Genomic DNA, 23,666 nt, shown 5'->3' on the forward strand with positions numbered 1-23,666 from the left:
AATCAATCATTTTGTAAAATATATATTATATATATGGCTTATATATTCTGTTAATGTTAAATGAATTTAAAATTTATCTTGCTTTCTTAATCATTTCAAGTGTTTCCTCAAATTCTTTTTTTATATCCTTATCATCTGGACTTTTAACCAGTCCTAATCCTTTTCGTACTAATTTTTCAGCAGCGTCATAATCTCCTAAGTTTAAATACAAGACTGCTAAATTATCATATGCCCATAAATTACCCTTTTGAATAGATGCATTATACCATTTTATTGCCTCTTTTTGATTTCCTTCATTATCAAAAATTAGTCCTAGCCTATTTTCTGGCGATCCATCTTTTTCAAATTTTACCGATTTTAAATACCATTCTTTTGCATTCTTATAATCCTCTAACTCAGCATATGCCGCCGCAATCCAAAAATAATTTTCTGTATTATCTGCTACTTTCTGATATTCTTTGTAATATTTTATTGATTTTTCATATTCTTTTTTTTCAATATACAAATTTGCTAAGTTTGAAATCGCAATAAAACTTCCATTATCTATAGCCTTTAAATACCATTTCTCAGCTTCTATATGATCATCTTTATTATCATATAAAACTCCTAGTTTATTTAAATAATCAGCATTATTTGGAAATTCCTTCACATATTTTGCAACCAATAGTAATGCCTTCTTTTCATCATTTTTATCATATGCCTCCTGTATTTGTTTTTCCAGCTTTATTTTCTCCTCCTTTGTCATTGCTGAAAAACTCTGAACCCCTAAACCTAAGTTTATAATCACTAATAATAAAATTAAATATTTCTTCATAATATTTCTTCCTCTCTACTTCTTGTTTAAATTTTTTTAAATCTTATTTAAGAATTCTAGTTATTCTGTTCTTATCTATTCATACTTTTTATAATTTTTTATTTGGTTTTAAATATAACGTAAAAATAATAATAAATTTAATTATTGCTTTCAATTTCTCTAATAGATTCCTGTATAACTTTTATCTTTTCTGTATCTTTTATTTTTCTAGCCTCACTCAACGCCTTTCTAAGCAATTGTAATGATTTTGTATTATCTCCCAATTCAGCATAAAGTACTCCTAAATTTATTTTTGCATCTAAATTATTTTTCTCAATTGCCTTCAGATACCATTTCATTGCTTCTTTCTGATTTCCTTCGTCATGGTAAATCATTCCCAAAATATTTTCTGAATCTCCTTCTGCATCTTTATTATAATATTTCAAAAAATATTTCTTTGCTTCTTCCGGATTTTTCAATTTATAATTTAAAGAGCCCATTATAAAATTTATCTCATCCCCGCTTTCAAGATTTTTATTATCGATTTTGCTAAGCCACTTTAATGCTTTTTCATATTCTTCCATTCCCATATAAACTATCCCTGTTAATAGCCTTATATCATATTTCTTCCCATCATCTGCTATAAAAGGATATTTTTTCTGCATCTCTATCGCTTCATTTAATTCTTTTTCACTTTCATTCTTTTTGCCCATGTCATCATACAACATTCCCAATACAGCTTTTAATACAACATTAGTTGGATTTTTTTGTATATCTTCTTTTAACATTGATATTGCCTTCAGTCTATTTCCTTTATCATATTCTTCCGACACTTTCTCCATCACTTTTTCAAATTCCTTAGAATTCATTTGTGAAAATCCCTGCACTCCAAAAATTAAACTAGTTAGAATTACCACAAAAACTAATAATTTCTTCATTTCTATACCTACCTTTTTTCATTATTTCTTTGTTTTTGTTTAATTAAAAATTTCTCCATTTATTGTATCACAATTATTAAAAAAATCAAAATTTTACATAGACTTAGACAAAGTAAAAGAATAGAAGTCGTTATTATAGTAAAAATTACACAAAAAAGCAACCTTACTTTCCTTATAAATAAGAAAAAACATTAATTCCATTTTTCCTTACATTCCTTGACTTTATCTATTTCAAAAATAACTTCTTAAATTTCGCAATTTCATAAAAAGAGCCACAAACCACTATCGCCTTATACCGACTATTCTTTTCCAAAACCATTTCTTTTACCTGATTATAGGCATCTAAAATATTGTCTTCAAAAATAATATTATTTGTCAAAATATTTGCATTTTCCAGATTTTTCTTTATTTCATTGGCAGAAAGTCCGTAAGTAACGTCTTTTAGAGAAGTTATAAAAATTTTGTAATTTTTTTCCAAAATTTTCTCAAAAATATTTGCAATATCCTTTGTTCCAAGTATCGAAAGAATAAAAATCACTTCATCGTTTTTAAAAAGTTCATTCAAATTTTCTACAAGAACTCGTACAGAATCATCATTATGAGCCACATCCAGAATTGTAGCTGGATTTTTTGAAAAAATCTCAAACCGCCCAGCCAGGGAAATTTCATCAAGTCCTTTCTGAATAACTTCATCGCTGATACTATAAATTTTAGCAATTTCGTAAGCAATCAAAAAATTATTTGCCTGAAATTTTCCAAAAAGTGGCAATTTAAATATTTTTTCCAAATTATGTTTATTTTTTTTATCTTCAATATTTTCAGATTCATCTAAATTTTCACTTTTCAAAATCTTTATAATTGTCTTATAATTTTGTGTATCCAGCTCGACTTGCAAATTTTCATACTTTTTCAAGACATTTACCGAATTATCAGTTTTCTTTTTTACCGCATTCTCCAATTCAGCCAAATTCTGAGCATAAATGCACAGCTGTCCATCTTTTATAATCCCAGCTTTTCTGTCTGCAATTTTCTCAAGCGAATTTCCCAAAAGACTGATGTGATCAAAACTCACATTTGTTATAGCCGCAATTGCCGAATTTACAACATTTGTAGCGTCATATCTTCCGCCAAGACCAGTTTCCAGAAATATAAAGTCAGGATTTTTTGCCTTAAAATAAAGCAAAGCCATAAAAGTTGTTATCTCAAAAAAATTTATCTGCAACGAATTTTTTTCCAAAATATCCATAACAACTTCATAATACTTCACAACATCCTCATCAAAAATCATCTCTTTATCCACCAAAATTCTCTCATTAAACTGTAAAATATGTGGCGAAGTAAACTTTGCAACAGAATATCCCGCTGCAAAAAAAATACCCTCTAAAAATGTAGCTGTCGAACCTTTCCCATTCGTTCCTGCAATATGAATAATCTTCTTATTTTTACACGGCTCTCCCAGCAACTCATAAATTTTTTTCAGTTTTTCATTATTTTGATTTAAAGATTCATTAGTTATCCTCTTATTAATCGTTCTCGTATTAAAAATTTTTTCTAAAATCTCATCTATTTTCATTATCTAATTTTCTCAATATCTCCTTTATTTTTATTTAGTATCATAGATTGTATAATAATATTGCAACAAACTAAAAAAATATAGAAACTCATGATAATTTCGCGTTAAAATATTAGTAACTACAAAAACATTGACAAAAGGAAATATATCATGAGCCATAAATATTTTACCATAAACGAAAGAAATAAACTAGAGGTTCTGTTAAAAGAATATTACAGGATTTCTAAAATTACTCAAATTCTTAATAGGAACGGAGCTACCATTTATCATGAGATTAAAAAAAATCTAAAAATTACTCCTGAATTGAAATTCCTAATAGAAGACAAATTCTGTAAAACATGATCGTCTTAATAGATTGCTGGGAGGGAATTAAAAGAAAGATTGTCCTTCAAGATTATCTATATCTAACTATGCAGCAATTTTCTGATTATCTACCTTAATAATTGGGGGAAGAAAGTAAAAACTAAAGAGACAAAACGAAAATTTAATATCAGAAAGTCAATTAGCGAGAGACCAGAAGAAGCCAAGAAAACAGATTAGAAATTAGACTTGATAGTTGACCAGAGCCTGTTTTGCAATATTTGTGGAGTTAAAGACGAGATTCATTTTATGTAGCAATAAAAATAGCAGATAAAAACAAAAATTCAATGCTAGATATAATAAAGCAACTGACACCAAATATTCCAAGAGAAGTTTTTAAAACTTTTACATCAGACAGAGAGAAAGAATTTCAATGCCTATAAACTCAAGACCAAGAAAATGTTTAAACTATGCAACACCATTTGAAAAATTTTTGCGTGAAATTAAATTTGAGGGAATCTAAAAAATGTTGCATTTAATACTATGATTTATGATACCAAAAAAACTGCCCTTCAATTTTGAAAGACAGTTAAAATATTTAAACTCTATTATATTTGTACTTAATTTAATTATAATCCAAATGAATAACCTACTCCTAAAGTAAGTGCTCCGTGATTAGTATTAAATTTATTATTTGCTTTATATCCAGGAAGATCGACATCTAATTTTGTTTTCAAACTATTTATATTATATGATAAATCAGTTACAAAATTTTTATATTGAATTCCAGCTCCAATTCCATAATAAATTCCTGAATTATATTTGAATTTAACACTAGAAGGTCCTTCTTTAATTTCTATTTTTCCAGAATTAAATGCAACTCCTAAATTACCTTTTACATAAGGAGTAACTTCAGAATCATTTTTAAAGTTATATCTTGTTGTAAAATACACAGGTACTGAACTAAGTCCTTTTACACTAACTCCTGGTAAGTTTTTACTGCTTAATTTATTATATTTATAAGCAATTCCACCACCCATTTCAAGATTTTCATTAAATACTGGTGTTCTATATTCACCTGTAATTTCAAATCCTCTCTTTAATGCATCTTTGTTGATTCTCCATGTTGAATTATCAGTATCTTTAAATGTTGCACGGTTTGTCAAGTCTCCACCTATTCTAACTTCAGCAACACCAGCCATAGCGGTTGCACTTACAACTAGTCCCAATAATAACACTAATTTTTTCACAAAAATTACCTCCATTTCTTATTTTTTAATAATTATTTTATTACCAATTACAGTTTACCAAATTTTTATTACTTTGTCAACAAATTATCTTAAAAAATTCTTTATGAAATTAATTTTTTAAATTTAAAAAACATGTAAATATCACAACTAAAAAATCTTTAAAATCCCATATTTAATTAGCAATAAACATAATTTATAAATTATAAATTATAATCTTTCTTAAGCAATTTTATTATTTTTATATTTGTTTTTATTGAGTATCGTCATAGAAAAAACTATCTTGTAAATTGAGAAATAAAAATTGTTAAAACTTTACAGATTTCTTAAATTATACATCAGGATATTTTCTTACAACTTCAGTAATATTACAAGCTCCCTCAATCACAGGGAACATCATAACAGCCCCAGTACCTTCCCCCAATTTCATATTCATAAAGAGCATTGGCTCTAAATCCAGTTCTTTCATAATATACTTCATTCCAGGCTCTTCGCTCAAGTGGGAAGCAATCATAAAATCCCTGCAGTTTGGACAAATTTTATAAGCAACAAGAGCAGAAATTGCTGAAATAAAACCATCTATCACAACAGGTACACGTTTTTTTGCACATCCTAGATAAGTTCCCACCATTCCAGCAATATCAAGTCCCCCAACTTTTGCCAGTACATCTATTATTTTATTTTTTTCAAATTTTTCTTTTTTTCCTGTTCCATTTATATTTTCTTCAAAAAATTTTGATAATCCATTCACTTCAACTCCTTTTTTAACGACATTCTTCTTATGCTCCAAAGTTTTATCATCTATTCCGCTTCCATAGCCAACAATCTCATCTAGCGACAAATCTGTCAGAACCTTTAAAATAGCACTACTAGTCGTAGTATTTCCAATCCCCATTTCTCCAGTTGCAAATAAATTGTATCCGTCTCTTACAAACTCGTCAATCATTTCAATCCCAGTTTCTATAGCCTTCACAGCATCTTCATACTCCATTGCGGCTTGTTTAGCAATATTATTAGTACCTGATTCCATAATTTTTCTGTTAATAATTCCCGATAAATCTATTTCTTTTTTTATGTCCGAACTCTCATCAATTCCTAGATCTACCACTTTCACATCAGCATTATATGCCATTGAGAGAGCATTAATTGATGATTTGCCATTTAACATTGCTTCTACTACATACTGTGTTATTACTCTTTTAGATTTGCTGACTTTTTCTCTTTCCACACCGTTATCAGCTGCTATTACAAGTACCATTTTTTTGTGAGGTTTATAATTTTCACTCATTCCCTCAAGCCTAATTGCCAGTTCTTCCAGTTTTCCGAGTCCTTTTGGAGTTTTTAATAATGAATTCAGTTCATTTTCCTTTTTTTTCATTCTATTTTTGTCTAAATCTGTTATTTTTTTTATTGTATCAAATAAAATTTCTCCTGTAATTTTACTCTTTATGCTTTCCATATATATTCCTCTATTTACAAATTTATTTTAATTTTTCAGCAATTTTTTGAAAAGTTTTTTCCGCACTCTTCAACAATTTTTCCACATCCTCATCATTGTGAATATATGAAACAAAATGTGCCTCATATTTTGAAGGTGGCACAATTACTCCATTTTCAAGCATTGTATCAAAATATATGCTGTAAAATTTATCATTTGTATTCATTGCATCTTCCAAAGTTTTCACTTTTTCCTTTGAGAAAAATATTGTAAATAAGCTTCCGAAGTAGTTCACACTTGCTGGAATATCATATTTTTTTATTAATTCATTAATTTTATTTACCAAATTCTCCGTTTTTTTATTTACATTTTCATAAATTTCAGGGTTTTCCTTCAAAATCGAAATTGTTTCTATCCCTGCAGCAACTGAAATTGGATTTCCGGAAAGCGTTCCAGCGTGATAAACATTACCAACTGGCGAAATTAAGTTCATAATTTCCTTTTTTCCACCAAATCCACCAACTGGATAACCACCACCTATAATTTTTCCAAGAACAGTTAAATCAGGTGTAATTCCAAATACTTTTTGAGCACCACCTAATGAAACCCTAAATCCAGAAATTACCTCGTCAAAAATTAACACTACATTTTTTTCTTTCGTGATTTTACGTACTTTTTCCAAATATTCCTTCTCTGTTTCAATAAGCCCCATATTTGCTGGAATTGGTTCAATAATCACACATGCAATATCATTATCATTTTCCAAAGTTTTCTTTAATTTATCAAAATCTCCAAAAGGCAATGTTATCGTATCTTTCACAACTCCCTCAGTAATCCCGTTACTATCCTGATGCTCAAATGTTAAAAGCCCTGATCCCGCCTTAACCAGTAATGAATCTGAATGTCCGTGATAACATCCTTCAAATTTTATAATCTTATTTTTTCCAGTAAATGCACGAGCAACTCTCACACTTGCCATAGCCGCTTCTGTCCCTGAAGTAGTCAATCTTAATTTTTCAATTGATGGAAAACAGCTCTTTACAAGTTCTGCCAGTTCTACTTCCTTTTTCGTAGGAAGTCCAAAAGAAGTCCCCTTTTCAAGCTCTTTCTTTACAACTTCGAAAACTTTTGGATAATTATGTCCCAAAATCATCGGTCCCCAGGAACCTATCATATCTACATACTCATTTCCGTCTTCATCATAAAGTTTACTTCCATTTCCACTTTTAATAAAAATTGGATATTCTTTATCCACCGACTGAAACGCTCTAACTGGACTGTTCACTCCACCTGGTATTGACTCTTTAGCTTTTTCATAAATTTTTCTTGAATTTTCCGTACACAGTTCCTTATCTTTTTTAGAAAATGAATTATCCATTTTTATTTCACGCTCCCAAACAAATCATTCAAAGCCTCGCTCATTGTTGGGTGAGTAAATATCATATCTTTTAGGAATGTATATTTTTGTTCAGCTTTAATAGCCGCTGCAACAATGTTTATCATTTCGTGGGAAGTGTTGCATAATAAAGTACATCCCAGTATTTTATCTGTTTTTGCATCTATAACTGCTTTAAGCAGACCATCTGTTACACCTTCTATTTTTGCTTTTGGAATTGCCATTGCTTCAAGTCTTCCTGTTTTTACTTCATATCCTTTGGCAATTGCTTCGCTTTCAGTCATTCCAACTCTTGATAATGGCGGATTTATGAATACGCTATATGGAATTACATTTCTGTCATTTACCGTTCTATTTCCTCCATTGTAAAGATTATCTCTTATTATTCTAAAGTCATCAAGAGAAATATATGTAAATTGAAGTCCGCCTTTCACATCTCCCATTGCCCAAATGTTGTCAGCTGCTGTTTTCAATGTTTCATCAACTACAACCGCACCTTTTTCGTCAGTTTTTACTCCTGCCGCTTCTAAATTAAGCCCTTCTGTATTAGGTTTTCTTCCAATTGCCACAAGAATTGCGTCTGATTCAATTTCGCTATTGTTTGCCCCTTGTGAAATTTGCACATATCCTTTTCCATTTTTATCAATAATTTCCTCAATTTTTGATTCCAGTAAAAATTTGATTCCTTTTGCCTCAAATATAGCCTTTGCCCTATCAGCAATTTCTTCATCTTCTCTAGGCATAAGTCTTTGTGCCAAATCAATAACCGTAACTTCTGACCCAAAATCAGCATACATCGAAGCAAATTCCAGCCCAATGTACCCTGCTCCCAGAATAGTCAATTTTTTAGGAAGTTCCTTAAGTTCCATAATTGAAGTGCTTGTATAAACATGATTACTTTCTTTAATCCCTTTTATACCAGGAATTATTGCAGTCGAACCTGTATTTATAAATATTTTTTCTCCTTCAATCTGAACATTTTCTCCATTACTTTCAATATTAACTATATTTTTTGAAGCAAAACTTCCAAATCCATCGTAAATATCAATATTTTCCTTTGTAGCCAGCATTTCATAATTTTTTCCACGTAATGCACCAATCAGTGTATTTTTATTATTTATGCTTTCCTCATAAAATCTTTCCTTTTCCTCAATACCACTTAATCCTTTATTTTTAAGAACTTTTGTACTGTCAACAAGTTTTTTCGTAGGAATACACCCAATATTTATACAAGTCCCCCCATACATCTTGTCCGATTTCTCAATCAAAGCTACATTCTGACCTTTCCCAGCCAAAAATCCCGCCAAAGTTTTTCCACCTTTTCCAAATCCAATTATTATTGCATCGTATTTTTTCATTTTCTTCGTCCTTTCCATTTTATACAATTATAGTTACATAATTGTATTCATTATAAAATTAGATTTCCTTGTCTTAAGAATACCACATTTTTTATAAAAAAACAAGAGTATTTGTGTTTACAAATTTTATTATTTTTTTTTAACTTTTTATTTTGTTTTCTTTTTTCCATTATTATATGCTATAATAAAATATATATTGAAAAATAAAGAAATTAAATATTACAAAATATAAATAAAGGAGTGTGAACAAACAACTATGCATATGCAGAAGAAAACAAAAATTACATTAAAAAAACTATTTGAATGGATTTTAATAAATATTCCAATAGCTTTTTTTATAAATGAAATTTTAAAAGATGAAAAAAAAGTTATAGTTTTCAGTAACTGGATAATTTTATTTTTATTAATTCTTCCTTTTACTATTATAATATTGAAAAAGAAACTTAAAATAGAAAAATATTTTTTTGATTATTTAAAATATATATTTTCTATAATATGTGTTCAAATAGTTGTATATAAATTAAGAAAATATAATAGTATAAAAAATTTTCAAATAATTTTTAGTTGTTGTATTCTATTTATAATTCTACTTTATGATTTCATAGTAAATTATATAAAGAAATATAAAAAAATCGATATTAATAATTAAAATAAATCAAAATTAATAACCAGCAGAAATCAAGATTTAGAAAAATTAAAGAATATTTTGGATAATACATTAGATTCCATTATTATAGATGATGAATGGGGAAATGGAAAAACATTTTTTATAAAAGAATTTATGAAAGTATATGAAAGAAATTATGAATTTATTTATATAAAAGCCCCATATTTTCAAACTAGAGAAGAATTTAGGAAAGTTTTTTTGACTGAATTAAACAAAGTATTTACTAAAAATGGAATATTTAATACATCTATTTCAAATTTAACAAAATATTTTGGTATCGAAATTCAGGGAATAACACTAAATCAAATAGAAAAAAATTATAATGAAACTATAGAAGAAATCGTAAAGAAAATGTGTAAATTAAATAAAAGAATTGTTATAGTTTTAGATGATTTAGATAGAATAGAAAAAGGAGAAGATATACAAGAAATTCTTAGTTTCATTGGAGAAATAAATACTGAATTAAGAGAAAAAATAGGACTTATTACCTTGTCGTCTTATAATAAACTAAATGAAAAGGTACAAAGCCATACAGAAGACAAAGAAGGAGAAAATTATTTAGACAAATATTTTGATAAAAAATTTTATTTACAAAAAGTAAATATCGAAGAATTAATTGAATATTTTTGTGAAGATGAAAACTTATCAAAAATTATAAAACAATGCAAAAAAGCTATTGAAGAACATTATTTACTCTTTTTCAATTCAGAAATTGAAGATGGAAAATTTGAAAAAGAGAAAAAACAAAATAAAATTTACCTTTCAAGACAAACATTCCGTAATATTGAAAGACTTTATAAAGAATATAAATATAAATATAAGTGTAAATGAAATAATTGAAAATAAAGAAATTTACGAAAAGATATTTATATTATTTGAAATATTTGAATTATTATTACCGGAATCTTTGGAAAATTTAACGATAAATGGTAGAATGGAAGCACTTTTAAATAGTATGTTTGACAAAGAATATAATTCAAAAATTAATTTTAACACAAAAAAGAATTATAATCAGTTTATCTATTCATCTGCTAATGAAGTTTTAAATTATAAAAAATCTAAAACGCAAAATTATTTTTCAAAATATCAAAATATTAAAAATTTTATTACTGGAAAAATAAATAATGATGAAAATATATTAATTGAAGAGTATTTAGAAACTGCTAAAATTTTTAAATTTTCAGAAGATGAAAAAAAACAAATTTTAGATTTTTTTATAGCAAATAATAAAATAACTAAATATGATTTTATTCAATTATATTATCAATTTGAATTAGATTATAAATTGTGTTTATATGATGTAGAAATTTTTATTGAAAAAATTAATAATAAATCAAATAATTGTGGTAGCACCTTTATTAATAAATATTTATTAATAAGCGAATTTTGTAAATTTTTATATAGCTTATCTTTAATTTCTTTAAAAGAACTTAGTGATATTATCAAATTAATTCAAACGAATAATATTAATCTGTCAGAAGAAAAAATATTTGAAAAATCTAACCAACATAAAAATAAACAAGAAATCTATAAAATTTTAAACTTTATTTCTGAAATTTATAATGAAACTTCTCAAACTTCGGAATACAATACCTTAAATTCCAATATAGAGATTGGAATTAAAAATTTTAAATTTAATGATGATGTAAATTCCTTACTTAAGGCATTTAAAGAAGCAGAAAATGAATATAAAGAAGACGCATGGTTTACTATTTTGGGAATGCATTTTGATTTCATCGTTGATGTAGAAAATAGTTTTAATCAAAATAATTTGGATTTAGATATTAAATCAAAAAAATACCTAGATAAATTTTATAAAAATGAAAAATTAGTTAATTATGTAAAGATCTTAAGAGAAAATAGTATCATAAAAGTAAATGTTCATCATATTATTAATTTAAATATATTGAAATTAGATTTGAAAGAAATAAATCCTACAATTAAAGAGATAACTGATAGGTTAAAAAATGATAAGATTGACATAGAAAAATTCAAGAGAAAACTGAAAAAAGAAAATAAAGATAAATATGAAGAATGGAAAGATATTTTAAATGAATTAAAAACTAAATAGTACTAGGATAAAAAATCATCTCTAAAGTTAGGCAACTATAAAAATTCATTTTTTAAATCTACTAAACACTTAAAAATAGAAGTAAAAATTGTAAAATTATTTTAGATTTCACAAAAATGTTTTATAAAAAGGGAATGTATCTTCTTAAAAAAAATTTTACATTTTTATTCTAACATTCCCCCCTGTTTTAAATAATAGTTTTATTGTAACCCAAGTTCTAAATAATTTATAGACTTGGGCTATTTTATTAATGTACATTTTTTTAAATCTCTATTCCTTTATTAATTCTCTATACTATTTTACTATCAGCCCAATATCTTTTCATCTTATCCTCAATTTCTATTTCCACATACTCGTACAATCCATATTCATAATCCAAAATAACCGAATTCCCCTTAAATTTTAATACTGCTTCCATTCCAATTTCTTTTTCAATTTTTTCATTTTCACTAACTGTTTCTATTTTTTTCAGTTCTCCTGTTTCATAAGACAAATATATTTTTATCTCTCCGTTATTAAAAGAAAAAATCATATCTCGCTCGCTTACCACATTCTCACTTTTTCCAGTAAAATCTATCATTTTCAATTTCAAATTTTCCATAAATCAAAATTCCTTCTGCATAATTATTCCTATTTATTAAGATTACTATATTTTCACAAATTTTTACTCCAAAATAAATATTAAGCCTGTTATCAGTAAAATAACATCCGATAATATTTTTGGAAATATCAATCTCCAAAAAATCTAATTCTTTAACTTTTATACCAGCTTCATTGTATTCTTCCCTCTTAAAATAAATATCGCCTTCTATTATATTTTCAGGAATTTCTATTTTATGTGTAAATTTAGCCATTTTCAATATATTGAGAATTTCCAGCGAATTTATTCTCCCATCTTCTCCTATTAATAAATAAAAACTGTATAATTTTTTTTCATACGAAACGCTTGAAAGTTCCGTTACCTTCCTATTTAAATTAATCTCCACATATTCATCAGAATTATTTTCAAATTTATCAATATTTTTTACAAATTCCAGTTTCTCTATTCTCATAAAACTCTCCATTTTTTATTTCTTTTATGATTTAATTTTTTCTGTTTTTCTATTTTTTCCAATTCTTCTAATTCTTTATTTATTTTCAAAGCTTGATTATATTTCCCTTGCTTTTCATATAATTTGGCTAAACTCGTTAATGCAAGTTCCTTATGTGCAAGTTCTTTTGCTTTTAAAAGACTATTTTCAGCCTTGCCGTAATCTCCTTTCATTTCATAAACTTCTGCTAACAAACGCAATAATCTTGCTCTTTTTTCTTCAATCCGTTTCACATTATCTTCTGAATGTGAAAATAATTTTTCCGATTCTTTTAATAACCATTCTTCAGCTTTGTCATAATCTTTTTTCCACATATAAAGTTCCCCTAAAAGTCTTTCTGCATTCGGATATTTTTCATTAACAAGCTCCTTGTAGAGTTTTTCAGCTTCATCAAAGTAATCGTGCCTCTGATAATAAAAAGCCAAAGCATTTTTTACCTCAATATTTTTATTTAAATTTCTTTTAAATGCTTCCACCACTTCGCTATTAATTTCTTTCCTTTCTCCATACACCCACACTCTAAACAATGTATCTTCACTATAATCTCCCTGATCCATTGCCTTTATATAATATTTTCTTGCATTCATTTCATCTCTCTGATTAGCATAAATCTGTCCTGCAAATGCACTTGCTTCCTTCACTCCTCTGTCCGAGCCTTTTCTTGCCCATTTGAGTGCCTTTTCTTTTCCCCCTCTCGCACTATAGTTTCTTGCTAGATAATAATCTGCTATTGGAATATCCTTTTCCACACTTTTAAAATACACTACCCCAATTCGTAAATATTTTTCCTGAACTTCTAGCCCCTTTTGCAAAATTTTTTCTTTTTCTGCCATTGTCGGATTCTTCTTCATTTCAGCAATTTCCGTTTTTGCCTTTTTTAAAGCTCCTTTTTCCTCCTCCGAGAAAGGAATACCCCCACTACAGCTCACTAAAAATAATACACTTACCAAAATTAAAATTATCTTTTTCATAACTTGCCCTTTCTATATTTTTTCAATATTAACAAAATTTATATTTTAAATTTTATACAGTAATATTATACCCTATTTTTTATCTAATATTTCCTTTTTAATACTAGACCTCATTTAAATAGTGAATTTATCATAAATTGCAATATTAATTGCGACATTTTACCAATTTTTTTAAATAGCCTACGTTTTTATTATTTACTTCAGTCATCTAAATTTAATATCCCAATTTTCTTAACCATTTTTCTACTTTTTTTATTTTATCAAATCTATATACTTTTACTGCATATCAAAAAATAAAGGTTATAAAATTGTTTTAAATTTCACAAAAAAGTGCTATAATGAAAAAATGCAATAAATTTTGAAGGGAGGAAAATTAAAATGTTATTTGAAGCTCAATCGAATGAAGAACGCCGTCAGATGATTTTAAATGGGAAAGTTATTAATACTTTACTTTTTTTATCTATTCCAACATTGCTTGTCGGAATTATTCAAGCACTTATCCCACTCTCAGACAGTCTATTTTTAAATAGGCTCACAAGTGTGGAAGTTGCCAGCTCCGTCACGTTTAGCCAGCCTGTACTGAATATTATGATTGCATTTTCACAGGGGCTTGGCGTGGCCACACTGGTTATGCTTGGACGGCTGTATGGAAAAGGGCGTATGTTGGCTGTTAAGGAGACGATGTTGCAAATTTTTGTATTCAGTTTTTTTATTGGGCTTTTGTTAATTCCTGTATGTATGTTTACAGCTCTTTTAATTTCAAATAACACAACCTCTGAAATTCGTAACAATGTTTATACATATATTTCGCTTTATTCACTCATAATGCCCTTTGTATTTTTGGCTGCCATTTACAATTCTTCAAAAAATGCAATTGGACGTCCTGAGGTTACATTTGTTAGAATTTTTCTTTTGTTAATTTTAAAAATTATTTTTAATTCAATTTTTTTATATGTTTTAAAAATGGGAATTGTGGGTGCAGTAATGGCATCACTCTTTTCTTACATAGTTGTTACGATCTGGATGTTTTACGATTTATTTTTAAAAAGTGGAGATATAAAACTTAATTTACGAAGTTACACAATAAAATTGCCAATTATAAAACGATTATTAAAAATCGGTTTTCCTTCAATGTTAAATTACGCCTTCTTGTATCTTGGATTTTTTCTTATAAACAAGGAAATGGAAAAATTTGGAGCTGTTGCCTTAAATGCTCAGGGAATTGCTTCCAATATCAATGCAATCTGCTTTATTTTACCATCCTCAATAGGAACCACCGTTTCCTCAATGATTAGTATAAATATGGGAATTGGAAATGTAAAAAAATCTAAGGATGTGTTTAAGGTGGGCTGGATAACTGGCGTTACTATTTCAATTTTGACTATTGCCTTAATCCTGCCTATTTCATTACCACTCGTATTAACTTTTACAAAGGTTCAAAAAGTAATAGAAATTGCTGACAAGGCTCTCCATATTTACACATACTCAGTAATCGGATTCAGTATCTTTATGATAGCACAAGGAGTTTTTATAGCACTTGGAAGAACAAAAGTTCCGTTAGTTATGTCAATTTTAAGAATCTGGCTATTAAGATACATCTTTATTTTACTGACACAAAAATATCTTGGACTTTATTCAATATTCTGGGGAAATTTATTTTCAAATACACTGGCTGGAATAATATTCTTTATTTTAGTAAAAGTTATTGACTGGAAGAAAGGAATAAAAGCTGGAAAATAATAAAAAATAATTTAGTTGAATAAATTATAAATTAGTTATCAAACAGCCTTATTATAGAAAATTATTCCTATTTTTAAACAGAGTTTAGTATAAATATAATTTTAACAACACAATTAACAAAAGATGTAATGGATAAAAACTGTAAAACATATATTTTTTTGATTCATTTTATCTCCTAATTTCTTTGTCTAGATGAAATATTTTCGATGTATCTCATTAATTTCTTTTACTTTTAGCCTTTAATATCAAATCACAAAAATAACTATTATACTTTTCAATAGTTATTATTCAAAAAAAAACAGAAATCTAAATCCCAATAAAAATTTCCACTATATTTCTTATTTTCTGTAATACAGTCTGTTTTTTCGCCTCTCTTGCTCCCTTTCTACGTGAAGTTGGTGGTAGGATGCTGTCTAATTCTGCACCAGCATAATCAACAAATCCTTTATTTATAGATTTTTCTATAAAACGTTTTGAATCTTTCTTTAAACTCTCATTTTTTATTAATTCATTAATTTTTATTTCTTTTTCTTTATTTGCGTATTTATAAAATGATTCAAGAATATCACTGCTATTTTTCAGTTCAGATAAATCAGTTTTATTAATAAAATTCATGACTAAATCTTCTTTAGCTCTTGTTCCTAAACTCGTTCTAATAATTCTACGTATTTCAGACTTTAAACTTTCAATATCGTCGTGTTCTTCTGATTTCTTCAAAATCAAGGATAAAATATAATCAAGATTTATTTCATCTGTTTTAAGCAAATCAATTTGAAATTCAATGTCAGAAAAATCAATTTCCTCTTCTCCATTTCTATTTTCATCATTTTTTCTAGCATTTCTTATATCTTCACAAATATCCACATAAACACTCTTCATGTCCTGCATTTGTCTATCTGATATTATTTTTTCAAAATTTTCAAATTCATCAAAATTTCTAAGTATATTTTCTGATTTAAGCAGTTCTCCAAATAATTCTGCAAATTCTTTTTTCTCTGAATCAAGTTCTATTTCTACTGGATTTGGAAACTTATCAACTATTTCATTACATAAATCAACATATCCTTTCATTGATTTTCCTGTTTCTTCGTCTGTAAATCCGTTAATATATTCATCGTAACTTTTTTCCAGAATTACATTAACACTGTTTTCATCTCCAAAAGTCTTTATTGCATCCTCAGTAGCTTTTTCAAGATTTCTAAAACATACAATGTTACCAAATGTCTTAACTTTATTTAAAATACGGTTTGTTCGGGAAAATGCCTGAATTAAACCATGGTATCTCAAATTTTTGTCAACAAAAAGCGTATTTAAAGTTGGAGCATCAAATCCAGTAAGGAACATTCCTACAACAATTAAAAGATCTATTTCCTTATCCTTAACCTTTTGGGATAAGTCCTTATAATAGTTCTGAAATTCCTTTCCATTTGTAGAATAATTAGTTTTAAAATATCCATTGTAATCTGATATTACTTTATCTAAAAATTCTTTAGAACTTGAGTCCATCGCACCTGGTTCAAAATTTTCATCCGGAATATCTCCTATTGCATTCTGTTCTTCATTAGCAGTAAAACTATATATTGTCGCTATTTTTAGTCTCTTTTCTTCAGAAATATCCCTCTGCTGTTTTTTAAACTCTTCATAATAAAGTTTTGCCGCTTCTACGCTTTGCACTGCAAACATTGCATTAAACCCAATTAATCGTCTATGTTTCAAATCATACTGTTCATTTCTATGAGTTTTTGTATTATACACTTTTAAGATATATTCTGTTATCTCAGAAATACGTTCAGGATGCAAAAGCATTTTCTTTTCAATTGCCTTAATCTTTTTTTCGTCAGTTTCACTTTCAGCAGATTTGAATTTTGGTCTGATATCGTTGTAATCAACTTTAAATTTTAGAACTTTTTCATCCCGAATGGCATCCGTTATAACATAACTATGAAGCTGTGCTCCAAAAATTCCTGCTGTTGTTTCAACTCCAAGAGCATTTTCAGGAAAAATAGGAGTTCCTGTAAATCCAAACTGATAATAATGTTTGAAAGATTTTCTTATGTTCTTTTGTGCATCTCCAAACTGTGAACGATGACACTCATCATATATTATTACACAATGTTTATCATAAATTTCGTGATTTGAATTTTTCTTAACAAATTCATTCAATTTCTGAATAGTTGTAACAACTATTTTATTATCCTGTTTTTCTATACTTCGTTTAAGTTCTTTTGTATCCCTACTTCCATTTACGCTATCAGGCTGAAATTTCTGATATTCCTTCATTGTCTGATAATCCAAATCTTTTCTGTCGACTACAAAAAACACTTTGTCTATATAATCAAGCTCTGTAGCAAGTTTTGCAGTCTTAAAGGAAGTCAAAGTCTTACCTGAACCTGTTGTATGCCAGATAAATCCTCCTGCTTCTATTTTTCCTGCTTTTCTACTTTGAAAGCTAGATTCTATTTTCCATAAAATACGCTCCGTTGCTGCAATCTGATAAGGTCTCATTATAAGGAGTGTATTATTTGAGTCAAAAACACAATATTTTGTCAGCACTTCGAGCATTGTACGTTTTTCAAAAAATGTTGCTGTAAAATCTTCCAAATCCCTGATAACTCTATTTTTTGCATCTGCCCATTCACATGTAAACTCATAATGATTTTTATTTTGTGCAGTAGTATTTGCAAAATAACGTGTATAAGTTCCATTTGAAATTACAAATATCTGCACATATTTATAAAGTGAATTTTCAGCATTGAAGCTTTCCTTACTATATCTATGAATCTGGTTAAATGCCTCATGAAGATTTACACCACGTTTTTTCAATTCTATATGAACAAGCGGCAGTCCATTAACCAGTATAGTTACATCATAACGGTTATTATGAGTTCCTTCCTGTCTAACCTGATTTGTTACTTGCAAAAAGTTATTGTGGATATTCTTTTTATCAATAATTTTTATATTTTTCAGATGTCCGTCATCAAAAGTAAAGTCATGAATATGATTTTCCTGAATTTTTCTAGTTTTTTCTATCATACCGTCATTTGGTGAATCAAGAAATTCAACTAAAAAACGTTTCCATTCTTCATCCGTAAAAGTTACTTTATTTAGCTTTTCAATCTGTATTTTTAAATTTTTATACAAATCATCTGATGTTTTTCCATTAAACTTCTCATAACCCTGCTGTACAAGATTTTTTATCATACTTTCTTCAAGTTCTGCTTCACTCTGATAAGATTCCTGCACCTGCAATATTTTTTCATAATTAGCTAAAATAATCCCATTTGTCATTTCAGCAATAGTTGATGTTTCATAAACTGCACTTTTTTCTGACATTTAAAAATTCACTCCTTTTATATTTCTCCCCCTTTTAAATGTCTATTTTTCAAAATTCAATAATTTTTCCCTGTAATATTCATACTGTTTCTGTCTTAATTCTATTTCTTTTGGTAATCCCTGTGATAAATCACTGACTAAAGCATCAAATTTATCCAGAATTGATACAATATATTCTTGTACTGGCAGTGGAGGTAGTGGGATTTTATATTCCATTATTTTTTCTTTATCCCCACGTGGCATTTTAGCCCCTTTTGAATATTTAATGTTATAGTCAAAAAACTTTTCATCCGATAAAATTTGATAAAGATATCTAGATAATATTTTATTTTTATGTTTCTTATCTATGTTAATTACTAAAACATCTCCATTCGTTCCTCCCTCAATATCAGCAAGCCATATTTTACGCAAATATGGTCTTATATTTCCAATTAAAACATCTCCCATATTAAATTTTACTGAATTTCCTTCTGTTGGAACATTATTTGAATCTATTTTACCTAATCTATTTTTTAATAAATTTTCTACTCCAACGTAGTTTTTTTCATTTAAATTTTCAAACGATATTCTATCTTTTGAATATTTTGCTACTTCACTTAATTTTTTCCACTCAACTTTATCACTTACATCTATTCCAACAATTTTTGCTGCTTCTTTAAGTAATTCAAAAAATTCACTCGTTATTTGTCGCTGTGCTGTGCTGTGCTGTGCTGTGCTGTGCTGTGCTGTGCTGTGCTGTGCTGTGCTGTGCTGTGCTGTGCTGTGCTGTGCTGTGCTGTGCTGTGCTGTGCTGTGCTGTGCTGTGCTGTGCTTAGAGCATATCCTTCTTCTTTATCAAATGTCAAGAGTTTTTCTCGATAATATTCCTATTGTTTTCTTCTTTGTTCTATTTCCAAAGGAAGTAGTCCTTTTGTATCAGAAAGAAGTTCCTGAAACCTATCTAAAATTTTTACAATTTTATTTTGGATTTCTATTGGAGGAACAAAAATTTTGATTTTTTCTATATCTTTATTATATATTCTTGATATTGTACCACCATTTGAAATTTTCCAAGGATTTGTACTATAGAAATAATATAAATATTTATTTTTTACTACTGTTTCATCATTATCAATCCAAACTATATTTGAATCTTGAAAATATGCATCTTCACCGTTGTAAATAACTGTTCTTCCAATAGTTCCAGAGGCTGAGATAAGAATATCTCCTTTTTTAGGAAAAGAATATCTTGATTTATATTCCTCAAAAAGACTTTTAGATATAAATGAATCTGCTTTTTTCCCAAAAGTTCCAATCTTATAAAAAGGCACTTCCCTATTACTGGTTGTTTGATTTTTTAATATTCGTCTACACATCGATACTTTTCCAACTTCACCGAGAGTTGTTAAACGTAATTCTTGATTTTCAACACTCAAACTATCCAATTTTTTAGAAATTTTATTTAAATAATCTTCACTTAACAACATATCTCTATAATAGTTATACTGCTTATTTCTTGCCTGTAATTCTGTAACATATTTTGTGAAATTGTCAAGTATTTTTACAATTTTTTCTTGTGTTTCTAATGAAGGAATCGAAATTTTTATTTTTAATATATTCTCTTTTGAAATACTGTAAGGTATTGCACTTTTATTTGAGACTTTATATAAATAATTCTGTTTACTTGATAAAAAATAATAAAGATATTTATTAAGAATTATATTCTTAGGGTATACACAGAAACAAACATCATTTGCCCAAAACTTTCTTTTTTGCCAATTAACATAACCAGCTGTTCCATATTGAGCTATGGTAATTGTTTCTTCGTTTCTATTATATTCATTCAAATATCCCATATATCCTGTTCCACCAGATACTACTGGATATTTCCCTCCAGAAATCAACTCATTTTTTTTACTCTAATTCCTCTTACAATCTCACAAACTTCCCCCAACTTCTTCCACTCCACTTTTTCATCCTTCAAAAGTTCATCTATAAATTTCATTCTTTACCTCCCTTCCTGCTGCTTTTAACCTTTGCTTCAATATTCTTAATTCCCTCAAGATAATCTCTTTCAACCTTACTCAATGTATTTGCCTGATATTTTTTATATTCTTTTTCAACTTTATTTGTCATTTGTTTATGTGATATTTCCCCATTTCCGTCAAGCAAATTTTCTCCAGTAGCTGTCAGAATTCTATCTACATACTCTATCCAATCTTTCATTGTCATTGTAACTTCTTTTTCTGCCTGTCTTTCTGCAAAGTCTAAATATCCTGAAACTAATTGATTTAAACCTTTAAGTTCCTTTTCTGTCAAATAATTCTTAGCAATTTTTGCTTCACTAAGAGTAGGTAGTTCACCTTTAAATGTTGAAAGTCCCATAAATTCCTTATCACTATCAACACGATTATAAAACAGTTCACTTGCTGTATGATTATGTATTGCAAAATGCATCTTATTCTGAACTGTAGCAAAAAAAGATTTTGCTTCGTTGCTTTTTGAGTTATAGTCAACACTTGTCGCAAACAAGTCTAAAACCTGTCGATAAAAAACCTTTTCACTTGAACGGATATCCCTAATCCTATCCAAAAGTTCTTTAAAGTAGCTTCCTCCACCTAGATTTTTAAGCCTTTCATCATCCATAACAAAGCCTTTAATTAAATATTCTTTCAAAATAGTTGTAGCATAATTTCTAAACTGAATTCCTCTTGGCGAACGTACACGATATCCGATAGCCAATATCATATCAAGATTATAGTAGGCAACTTTACGTCTAACCTCTCTTATTCCTTCATTTTGAACTGTCAACTGATAGTTGACAGTTGCTTTTTCCAATAATTCTCCATCTTCAAATATAGCTTTTATATGTTTGCTCACATTCTGTTTCGTTGTTTCAAAAAGCTCTGCAATTTCCAGCTGGCTTAGCCATACTGTTCCTTTTTCCAGCTTTAGGCTTATCTTTGACTTTCCATCTTCTGTATTATAAATAATCATATCATTACTCATTTTCAAGCTCCTTCACTATCTCATTTATGGAGGCTCTGAGTACATCTATTCTTTTTACTGTTTCCTCAATTTCTTTATTTAATATTTTAATATCAATTATCTCACGTGTATCTTCCTTTTCAACATATGTAGAAACTGACAGATTATAGTCATTTTCCATAATTTCACTATTATCTACCAATCTTGCAAAATATTCTACATCTGCTCTTTCCTTAAATTCCTTAACTATCGTTTCAATATTTTCAGGATTTAAAACATTATTATTTGTCTCTCTTTTAAATTCCTTGCTTGCATCTATAAAGAGTGTCTTATTTTCTGTCTTATTTTTTGCCATTACTAAAATACAAGTTGCAATAGATGTTCCAAAAAATAGATTTTCTGGTAACTGTATCACACAGTCTACAAAGTTATTATCCACTAAATATTTACGAATAGTTCTTTCTGCTCCTTTACGATAAAAAATACCGGGAAAACATACTATTGCTGCCCGTCCTTTACTTGACAGGTAACTCAGAGAGTGCATTATAAATGCATAATCTGCATAAGATTTTGGTGCGAGCTTTCCAGCAGGTGCAAAACGTACATCATTGATAAGTGTTGGATCTCCATCTCCTATCCATTTAATCGAATATGGAGGGTTAGAAACAATTGCATCAAACGGCTTTTCATCATTATGTAATGGATTAAGTAAGGTGTCTCCGCGTTTTATTGAAAAATTATTATAGTTTACATTATGTAAAAACATATTCATACGAGCCAGGTTAAAGTTAGTCATATTTATTTCCTGCCCAAAAAATCCCTCATCAATAATATGTTCCTCAAACTGCTTTTTCATTTGAAGTAACAACGAACCACTTCCACATGTCGGGTCATATACTTTATTAATATTTTCTTTTCCTTCCATTACAAGTCTTGCTAGAAGTTTAGAAACTGTCTGTGGTGTAAAAAATTCTCCTCCAGATTTTCCAGCATTACTGGCATAATTTGAAATCAGGTATTCATATGCATCTCCAAAAGCATCTATATCATTATGCTGAAAACTCCCAAAATTAATTTCAGAAATTCCTATTAAAATATCTGCTAATCTTATATTCTTTTCTGCTACCGTTCCACCTAGACGGTTACTGGTTGTATCGACATCTTCAAACAATCCTTTAATATCATTTTCCGATTCAAAACCAATAGCACTTGCCTCAATGGATTTAAAAATATTAGCCAAATCAGTATTTAAATTTTCATTATTTCTCGCTGTTTTTACTACATTTTCAAAAAGTTGACTTGGTAAAATAAAAAAACCTTTATCTTCTACTGTATTAGGTCTAAAATCTTCTTCTGCCTCTTCATCAGAAATATCTGCATAGTTAAATTCTAAATCCCCAGCTTCATGTTCTGCCTTATTAAAAAATTCCACCATGTTCTCAGAAATAAATCTGTAGAATAAAATTCCTAAAATATACTGTTTGAAGTCCCATCCATCTACTGCTCCACGTACATTATCAGCAATAGACCATATTTTTCTATGCAGTTCTGCTCTTTGCATCATCTCATTTGACCCTTTATTATCCATTTTTTATTTCTCTCCTAATTTTAAAATTTCTGTATTTACAATATATTTTATTATAAAATTTTTTAAAACACAAGTTTTAATAAATAAAAATTTGTCTTCTTCCAATATATCTTAAATTCTTTTATTTTATTCCTGATTATTTAAAAATTGACTAAAAATATACAATTTTTTTGCCTATACTATTGCATTTCTATG

The 23,666-nt window shown here is 28.1% G+C and carries 20 protein-coding genes; 4 read left to right on the forward strand and 16 right to left on the reverse strand.

All coding sequences use genetic code 11. The features are described from left to right. Positions 1 to 73: 73 nt before the first annotated feature. From AB8B23_RS06910 to AB8B23_RS06920, 3 genes are all read right to left on the reverse strand, one after another. A complete protein-coding gene (locus tag AB8B23_RS06910) occupies positions 74 to 814 on the reverse strand; it encodes a tetratricopeptide repeat protein (RefSeq protein ID WP_369712132.1) in 741 nt (246 codons plus the stop codon). 137 nt (positions 815 to 951) lie between these two features. After that, on the reverse strand, positions 952 to 1,731 hold the full coding sequence (locus AB8B23_RS06915) for a tetratricopeptide repeat protein (protein ID WP_369712133.1): 780 nt from the start codon (positions 1,729 to 1,731) through the stop codon (positions 952 to 954). A gap of 226 nt (positions 1,732 to 1,957) precedes the next feature. After that, positions 1,958 to 3,304, reverse strand: coding sequence for a bifunctional folylpolyglutamate synthase/dihydrofolate synthase (locus tag AB8B23_RS06920; protein ID WP_369712134.1), 1,347 nt, complete (start codon positions 3,302 to 3,304; stop codon positions 1,958 to 1,960). 150 nt (positions 3,305 to 3,454) lie between these two features. Here AB8B23_RS06920 and AB8B23_RS06925 point away from each other — a divergent pair, with 150 nt between their 5' ends. Further along, positions 3,455 to 3,646, forward strand: a complete 192-nt coding sequence (locus tag AB8B23_RS06925; RefSeq protein ID WP_369712135.1) for a helix-turn-helix domain-containing protein — start codon at positions 3,455 to 3,457, stop codon at positions 3,644 to 3,646. 587 nt (positions 3,647 to 4,233) lie between these two features. On the opposite strand, the gene AB8B23_RS06930 is transcribed toward AB8B23_RS06925, so the two are convergent. The 4 genes from AB8B23_RS06930 to AB8B23_RS06945 form a co-directional block, all read right to left on the reverse strand. Further along, positions 4,234 to 4,854, reverse strand: coding sequence for an outer membrane beta-barrel protein (locus tag AB8B23_RS06930; RefSeq protein ID WP_231370747.1), 621 nt, complete (start codon positions 4,852 to 4,854; stop codon positions 4,234 to 4,236). Between the two features lie 328 nt (positions 4,855 to 5,182). Then, entirely contained in the window at positions 5,183 to 6,310 is a 1,128-nt protein-coding gene (cobT, locus tag AB8B23_RS06935) for a nicotinate-nucleotide--dimethylbenzimidazole phosphoribosyltransferase (RefSeq protein WP_369712136.1), read from the reverse strand. Between the two features lie 22 nt (positions 6,311 to 6,332). Beyond that, positions 6,333 to 7,634 carry a glutamate-1-semialdehyde 2,1-aminomutase gene (gene hemL / locus AB8B23_RS06940; protein WP_369713916.1) on the reverse strand — a complete coding sequence of 434 codons (1,302 nt, stop codon included), beginning with the start codon at positions 7,632 to 7,634 and terminating at the stop codon, positions 6,333 to 6,335. Between the two features lie 35 nt (positions 7,635 to 7,669). Next, positions 7,670 to 9,043, reverse strand: a complete 1,374-nt coding sequence (locus tag AB8B23_RS06945) for an FAD-dependent oxidoreductase (RefSeq protein ID WP_369712137.1) — start codon at positions 9,041 to 9,043, stop codon at positions 7,670 to 7,672. A 706-nt stretch (positions 9,044 to 9,749) separates the two neighbouring features. Between AB8B23_RS06945 and AB8B23_RS06950 the strand changes: the two genes are divergently transcribed. Continuing rightward, positions 9,750 to 10,541, forward strand: coding sequence for a P-loop NTPase fold protein (locus tag AB8B23_RS06950; RefSeq protein WP_369712138.1), 792 nt, complete (start codon positions 9,750 to 9,752; stop codon positions 10,539 to 10,541). After that, positions 10,438 to 11,781 carry a hypothetical protein gene (locus tag AB8B23_RS06955; RefSeq protein ID WP_369712139.1) on the forward strand — a complete coding sequence of 448 codons (1,344 nt, stop codon included), beginning with the start codon at positions 10,438 to 10,440 and terminating at the stop codon, positions 11,779 to 11,781. Before AB8B23_RS06950 ends, AB8B23_RS06955 begins: the two co-directional genes overlap by 104 nt. Positions 11,782 to 12,070: 289 nt before the next feature. On the opposite strand, the gene AB8B23_RS06960 is transcribed toward AB8B23_RS06955, so the two are convergent. From AB8B23_RS06960 to AB8B23_RS06970, 3 genes are read right to left on the reverse strand one after another with little or no spacing between them, the layout of a single operon-like run. Further along, positions 12,071 to 12,382 (reverse strand): hypothetical protein, encoded by a 312-nt coding sequence (locus tag AB8B23_RS06960; protein WP_369712140.1) that lies wholly within the window; start codon positions 12,380 to 12,382, stop codon positions 12,071 to 12,073. After that, a complete protein-coding gene (locus AB8B23_RS06965) occupies positions 12,336 to 12,833 on the reverse strand; it encodes a hypothetical protein (RefSeq protein ID WP_369712141.1) in 498 nt (165 codons plus the stop codon). The genes AB8B23_RS06960 and AB8B23_RS06965 overlap by 47 nt, the downstream gene beginning before the upstream one ends. Beyond that, complete coding sequence (locus tag AB8B23_RS06970; protein ID WP_369712142.1) at positions 12,830 to 13,843, reverse strand: tetratricopeptide repeat protein; 1,014 nt, start codon at positions 13,841 to 13,843, stop codon at positions 12,830 to 12,832. The genes AB8B23_RS06965 and AB8B23_RS06970 overlap by 4 nt, the downstream gene beginning before the upstream one ends. A 378-nt stretch (positions 13,844 to 14,221) precedes the next feature. Here AB8B23_RS06970 and AB8B23_RS06975 point away from each other — a divergent pair, with 378 nt between their 5' ends. Beyond that, positions 14,222 to 15,583: an MATE family efflux transporter gene (locus AB8B23_RS06975; protein WP_369712143.1), complete on the forward strand. Its 1,362-nt coding sequence runs from the start codon at positions 14,222 to 14,224 to the stop codon at positions 15,581 to 15,583. Positions 15,584 to 15,889: 306 nt separating this feature from the next. Here AB8B23_RS06975 and AB8B23_RS06980 read toward each other — a convergent pair whose 3' ends face one another. The 6 genes from AB8B23_RS06980 to AB8B23_RS07005 all read right to left on the reverse strand — a co-directional run bounded on the left by AB8B23_RS06980 (position 15,890) and on the right by AB8B23_RS07005 (position 23,471). Further along, a complete protein-coding gene (locus AB8B23_RS06980) occupies positions 15,890 to 18,916 on the reverse strand; it encodes a type I restriction endonuclease subunit R (RefSeq protein WP_369712144.1) in 3,027 nt (1,008 codons plus the stop codon). A 42-nt stretch (positions 18,917 to 18,958) separates the two neighbouring features. Beyond that, positions 18,959 to 19,600: a restriction endonuclease subunit S gene (locus AB8B23_RS06985; RefSeq protein ID WP_369713917.1), complete on the reverse strand. Its 642-nt coding sequence runs from the start codon at positions 19,598 to 19,600 to the stop codon at positions 18,959 to 18,961. Continuing rightward, positions 19,597 to 19,761 (reverse strand): hypothetical protein, encoded by a 165-nt coding sequence (locus AB8B23_RS06990; protein WP_369712145.1) that lies wholly within the window; start codon positions 19,759 to 19,761, stop codon positions 19,597 to 19,599. The genes AB8B23_RS06985 and AB8B23_RS06990 overlap by 4 nt, the downstream gene beginning before the upstream one ends. 21 nt (positions 19,762 to 19,782) lie before the next feature. Then, positions 19,783 to 20,799, reverse strand: coding sequence for a restriction endonuclease subunit S (locus AB8B23_RS06995; protein WP_369712146.1), 1,017 nt, complete (start codon positions 20,797 to 20,799; stop codon positions 19,783 to 19,785). 97 nt (positions 20,800 to 20,896) lie between these two features. Beyond that, entirely contained in the window at positions 20,897 to 21,904 is a 1,008-nt protein-coding gene (locus tag AB8B23_RS07000) for a virulence RhuM family protein (RefSeq protein WP_369712147.1), read from the reverse strand. Further along, positions 21,897 to 23,471, reverse strand: a complete 1,575-nt coding sequence (locus tag AB8B23_RS07005; RefSeq protein WP_369712148.1) for a type I restriction-modification system subunit M — start codon at positions 23,469 to 23,471, stop codon at positions 21,897 to 21,899. Before AB8B23_RS07005 ends, AB8B23_RS07000 begins: the two co-directional genes overlap by 8 nt. Positions 23,472 to 23,666 lie beyond the last annotated feature (195 nt).

Source organism: Leptotrichia sp. HSP-342 (assembly GCF_041199995.1).
GTDB classification, from domain to species: Bacteria; Fusobacteriota; Fusobacteriia; order Fusobacteriales; family Leptotrichiaceae; genus Leptotrichia; species Leptotrichia mesophila.

What these genes read in the sequence shown, in the direction of transcription:
- AB8B23_RS06915 (WP_369712133.1), bottom strand. Translation starts at nt 1,731, where the DNA reads ATGAAGAAATTATTAGTTTTTGTGGTAATTCTAACTAGTTTAATTTTT.
- AB8B23_RS06920 (WP_369712134.1), bottom strand. Translation starts at nt 3,304, where the DNA reads ATGAAAATAGATGAGATTTTAGAAAAAATTTTTAATACGAGAACGATT.
- AB8B23_RS07000 (WP_369712147.1), bottom strand. Translation starts at nt 21,904, where the DNA reads ATGAGTAATGATATGATTATTTATAATACAGAAGATGGAAAGTCAAAG.
- AB8B23_RS06945 (WP_369712137.1), bottom strand. Translation starts at nt 9,043, where the DNA reads ATGAAAAAATACGATGCAATAATAATTGGATTTGGAAAAGGTGGAAAA.
- AB8B23_RS06960 (WP_369712140.1), bottom strand. Translation starts at nt 12,382, where the DNA reads ATGGAAAATTTGAAATTGAAAATGATAGATTTTACTGGAAAAAGTGAG.
- AB8B23_RS06965 (WP_369712141.1), bottom strand. Translation starts at nt 12,833, where the DNA reads ATGAGAATAGAGAAACTGGAATTTGTAAAAAATATTGATAAATTTGAA.
- cobT (WP_369712136.1), bottom strand. Translation starts at nt 6,310, where the DNA reads ATGGAAAGCATAAAGAGTAAAATTACAGGAGAAATTTTATTTGATACA.
- AB8B23_RS06910 (WP_369712132.1), bottom strand. Translation starts at nt 814, where the DNA reads ATGAAGAAATATTTAATTTTATTATTAGTGATTATAAACTTAGGTTTA.
- AB8B23_RS06925 (WP_369712135.1), top strand. Translation starts at nt 3,455, where the DNA reads ATGAGCCATAAATATTTTACCATAAACGAAAGAAATAAACTAGAGGTT.
- AB8B23_RS07005 (WP_369712148.1), bottom strand. Translation starts at nt 23,471, where the DNA reads ATGGATAATAAAGGGTCAAATGAGATGATGCAAAGAGCAGAACTGCAT.
- AB8B23_RS06980 (WP_369712144.1), bottom strand. Translation starts at nt 18,916, where the DNA reads ATGTCAGAAAAAAGTGCAGTTTATGAAACATCAACTATTGCTGAAATG.
- AB8B23_RS06970 (WP_369712142.1), bottom strand. Translation starts at nt 13,843, where the DNA reads ATGAAAAAGATAATTTTAATTTTGGTAAGTGTATTATTTTTAGTGAGC.
- AB8B23_RS06975 (WP_369712143.1), top strand. Translation starts at nt 14,222, where the DNA reads ATGTTATTTGAAGCTCAATCGAATGAAGAACGCCGTCAGATGATTTTA.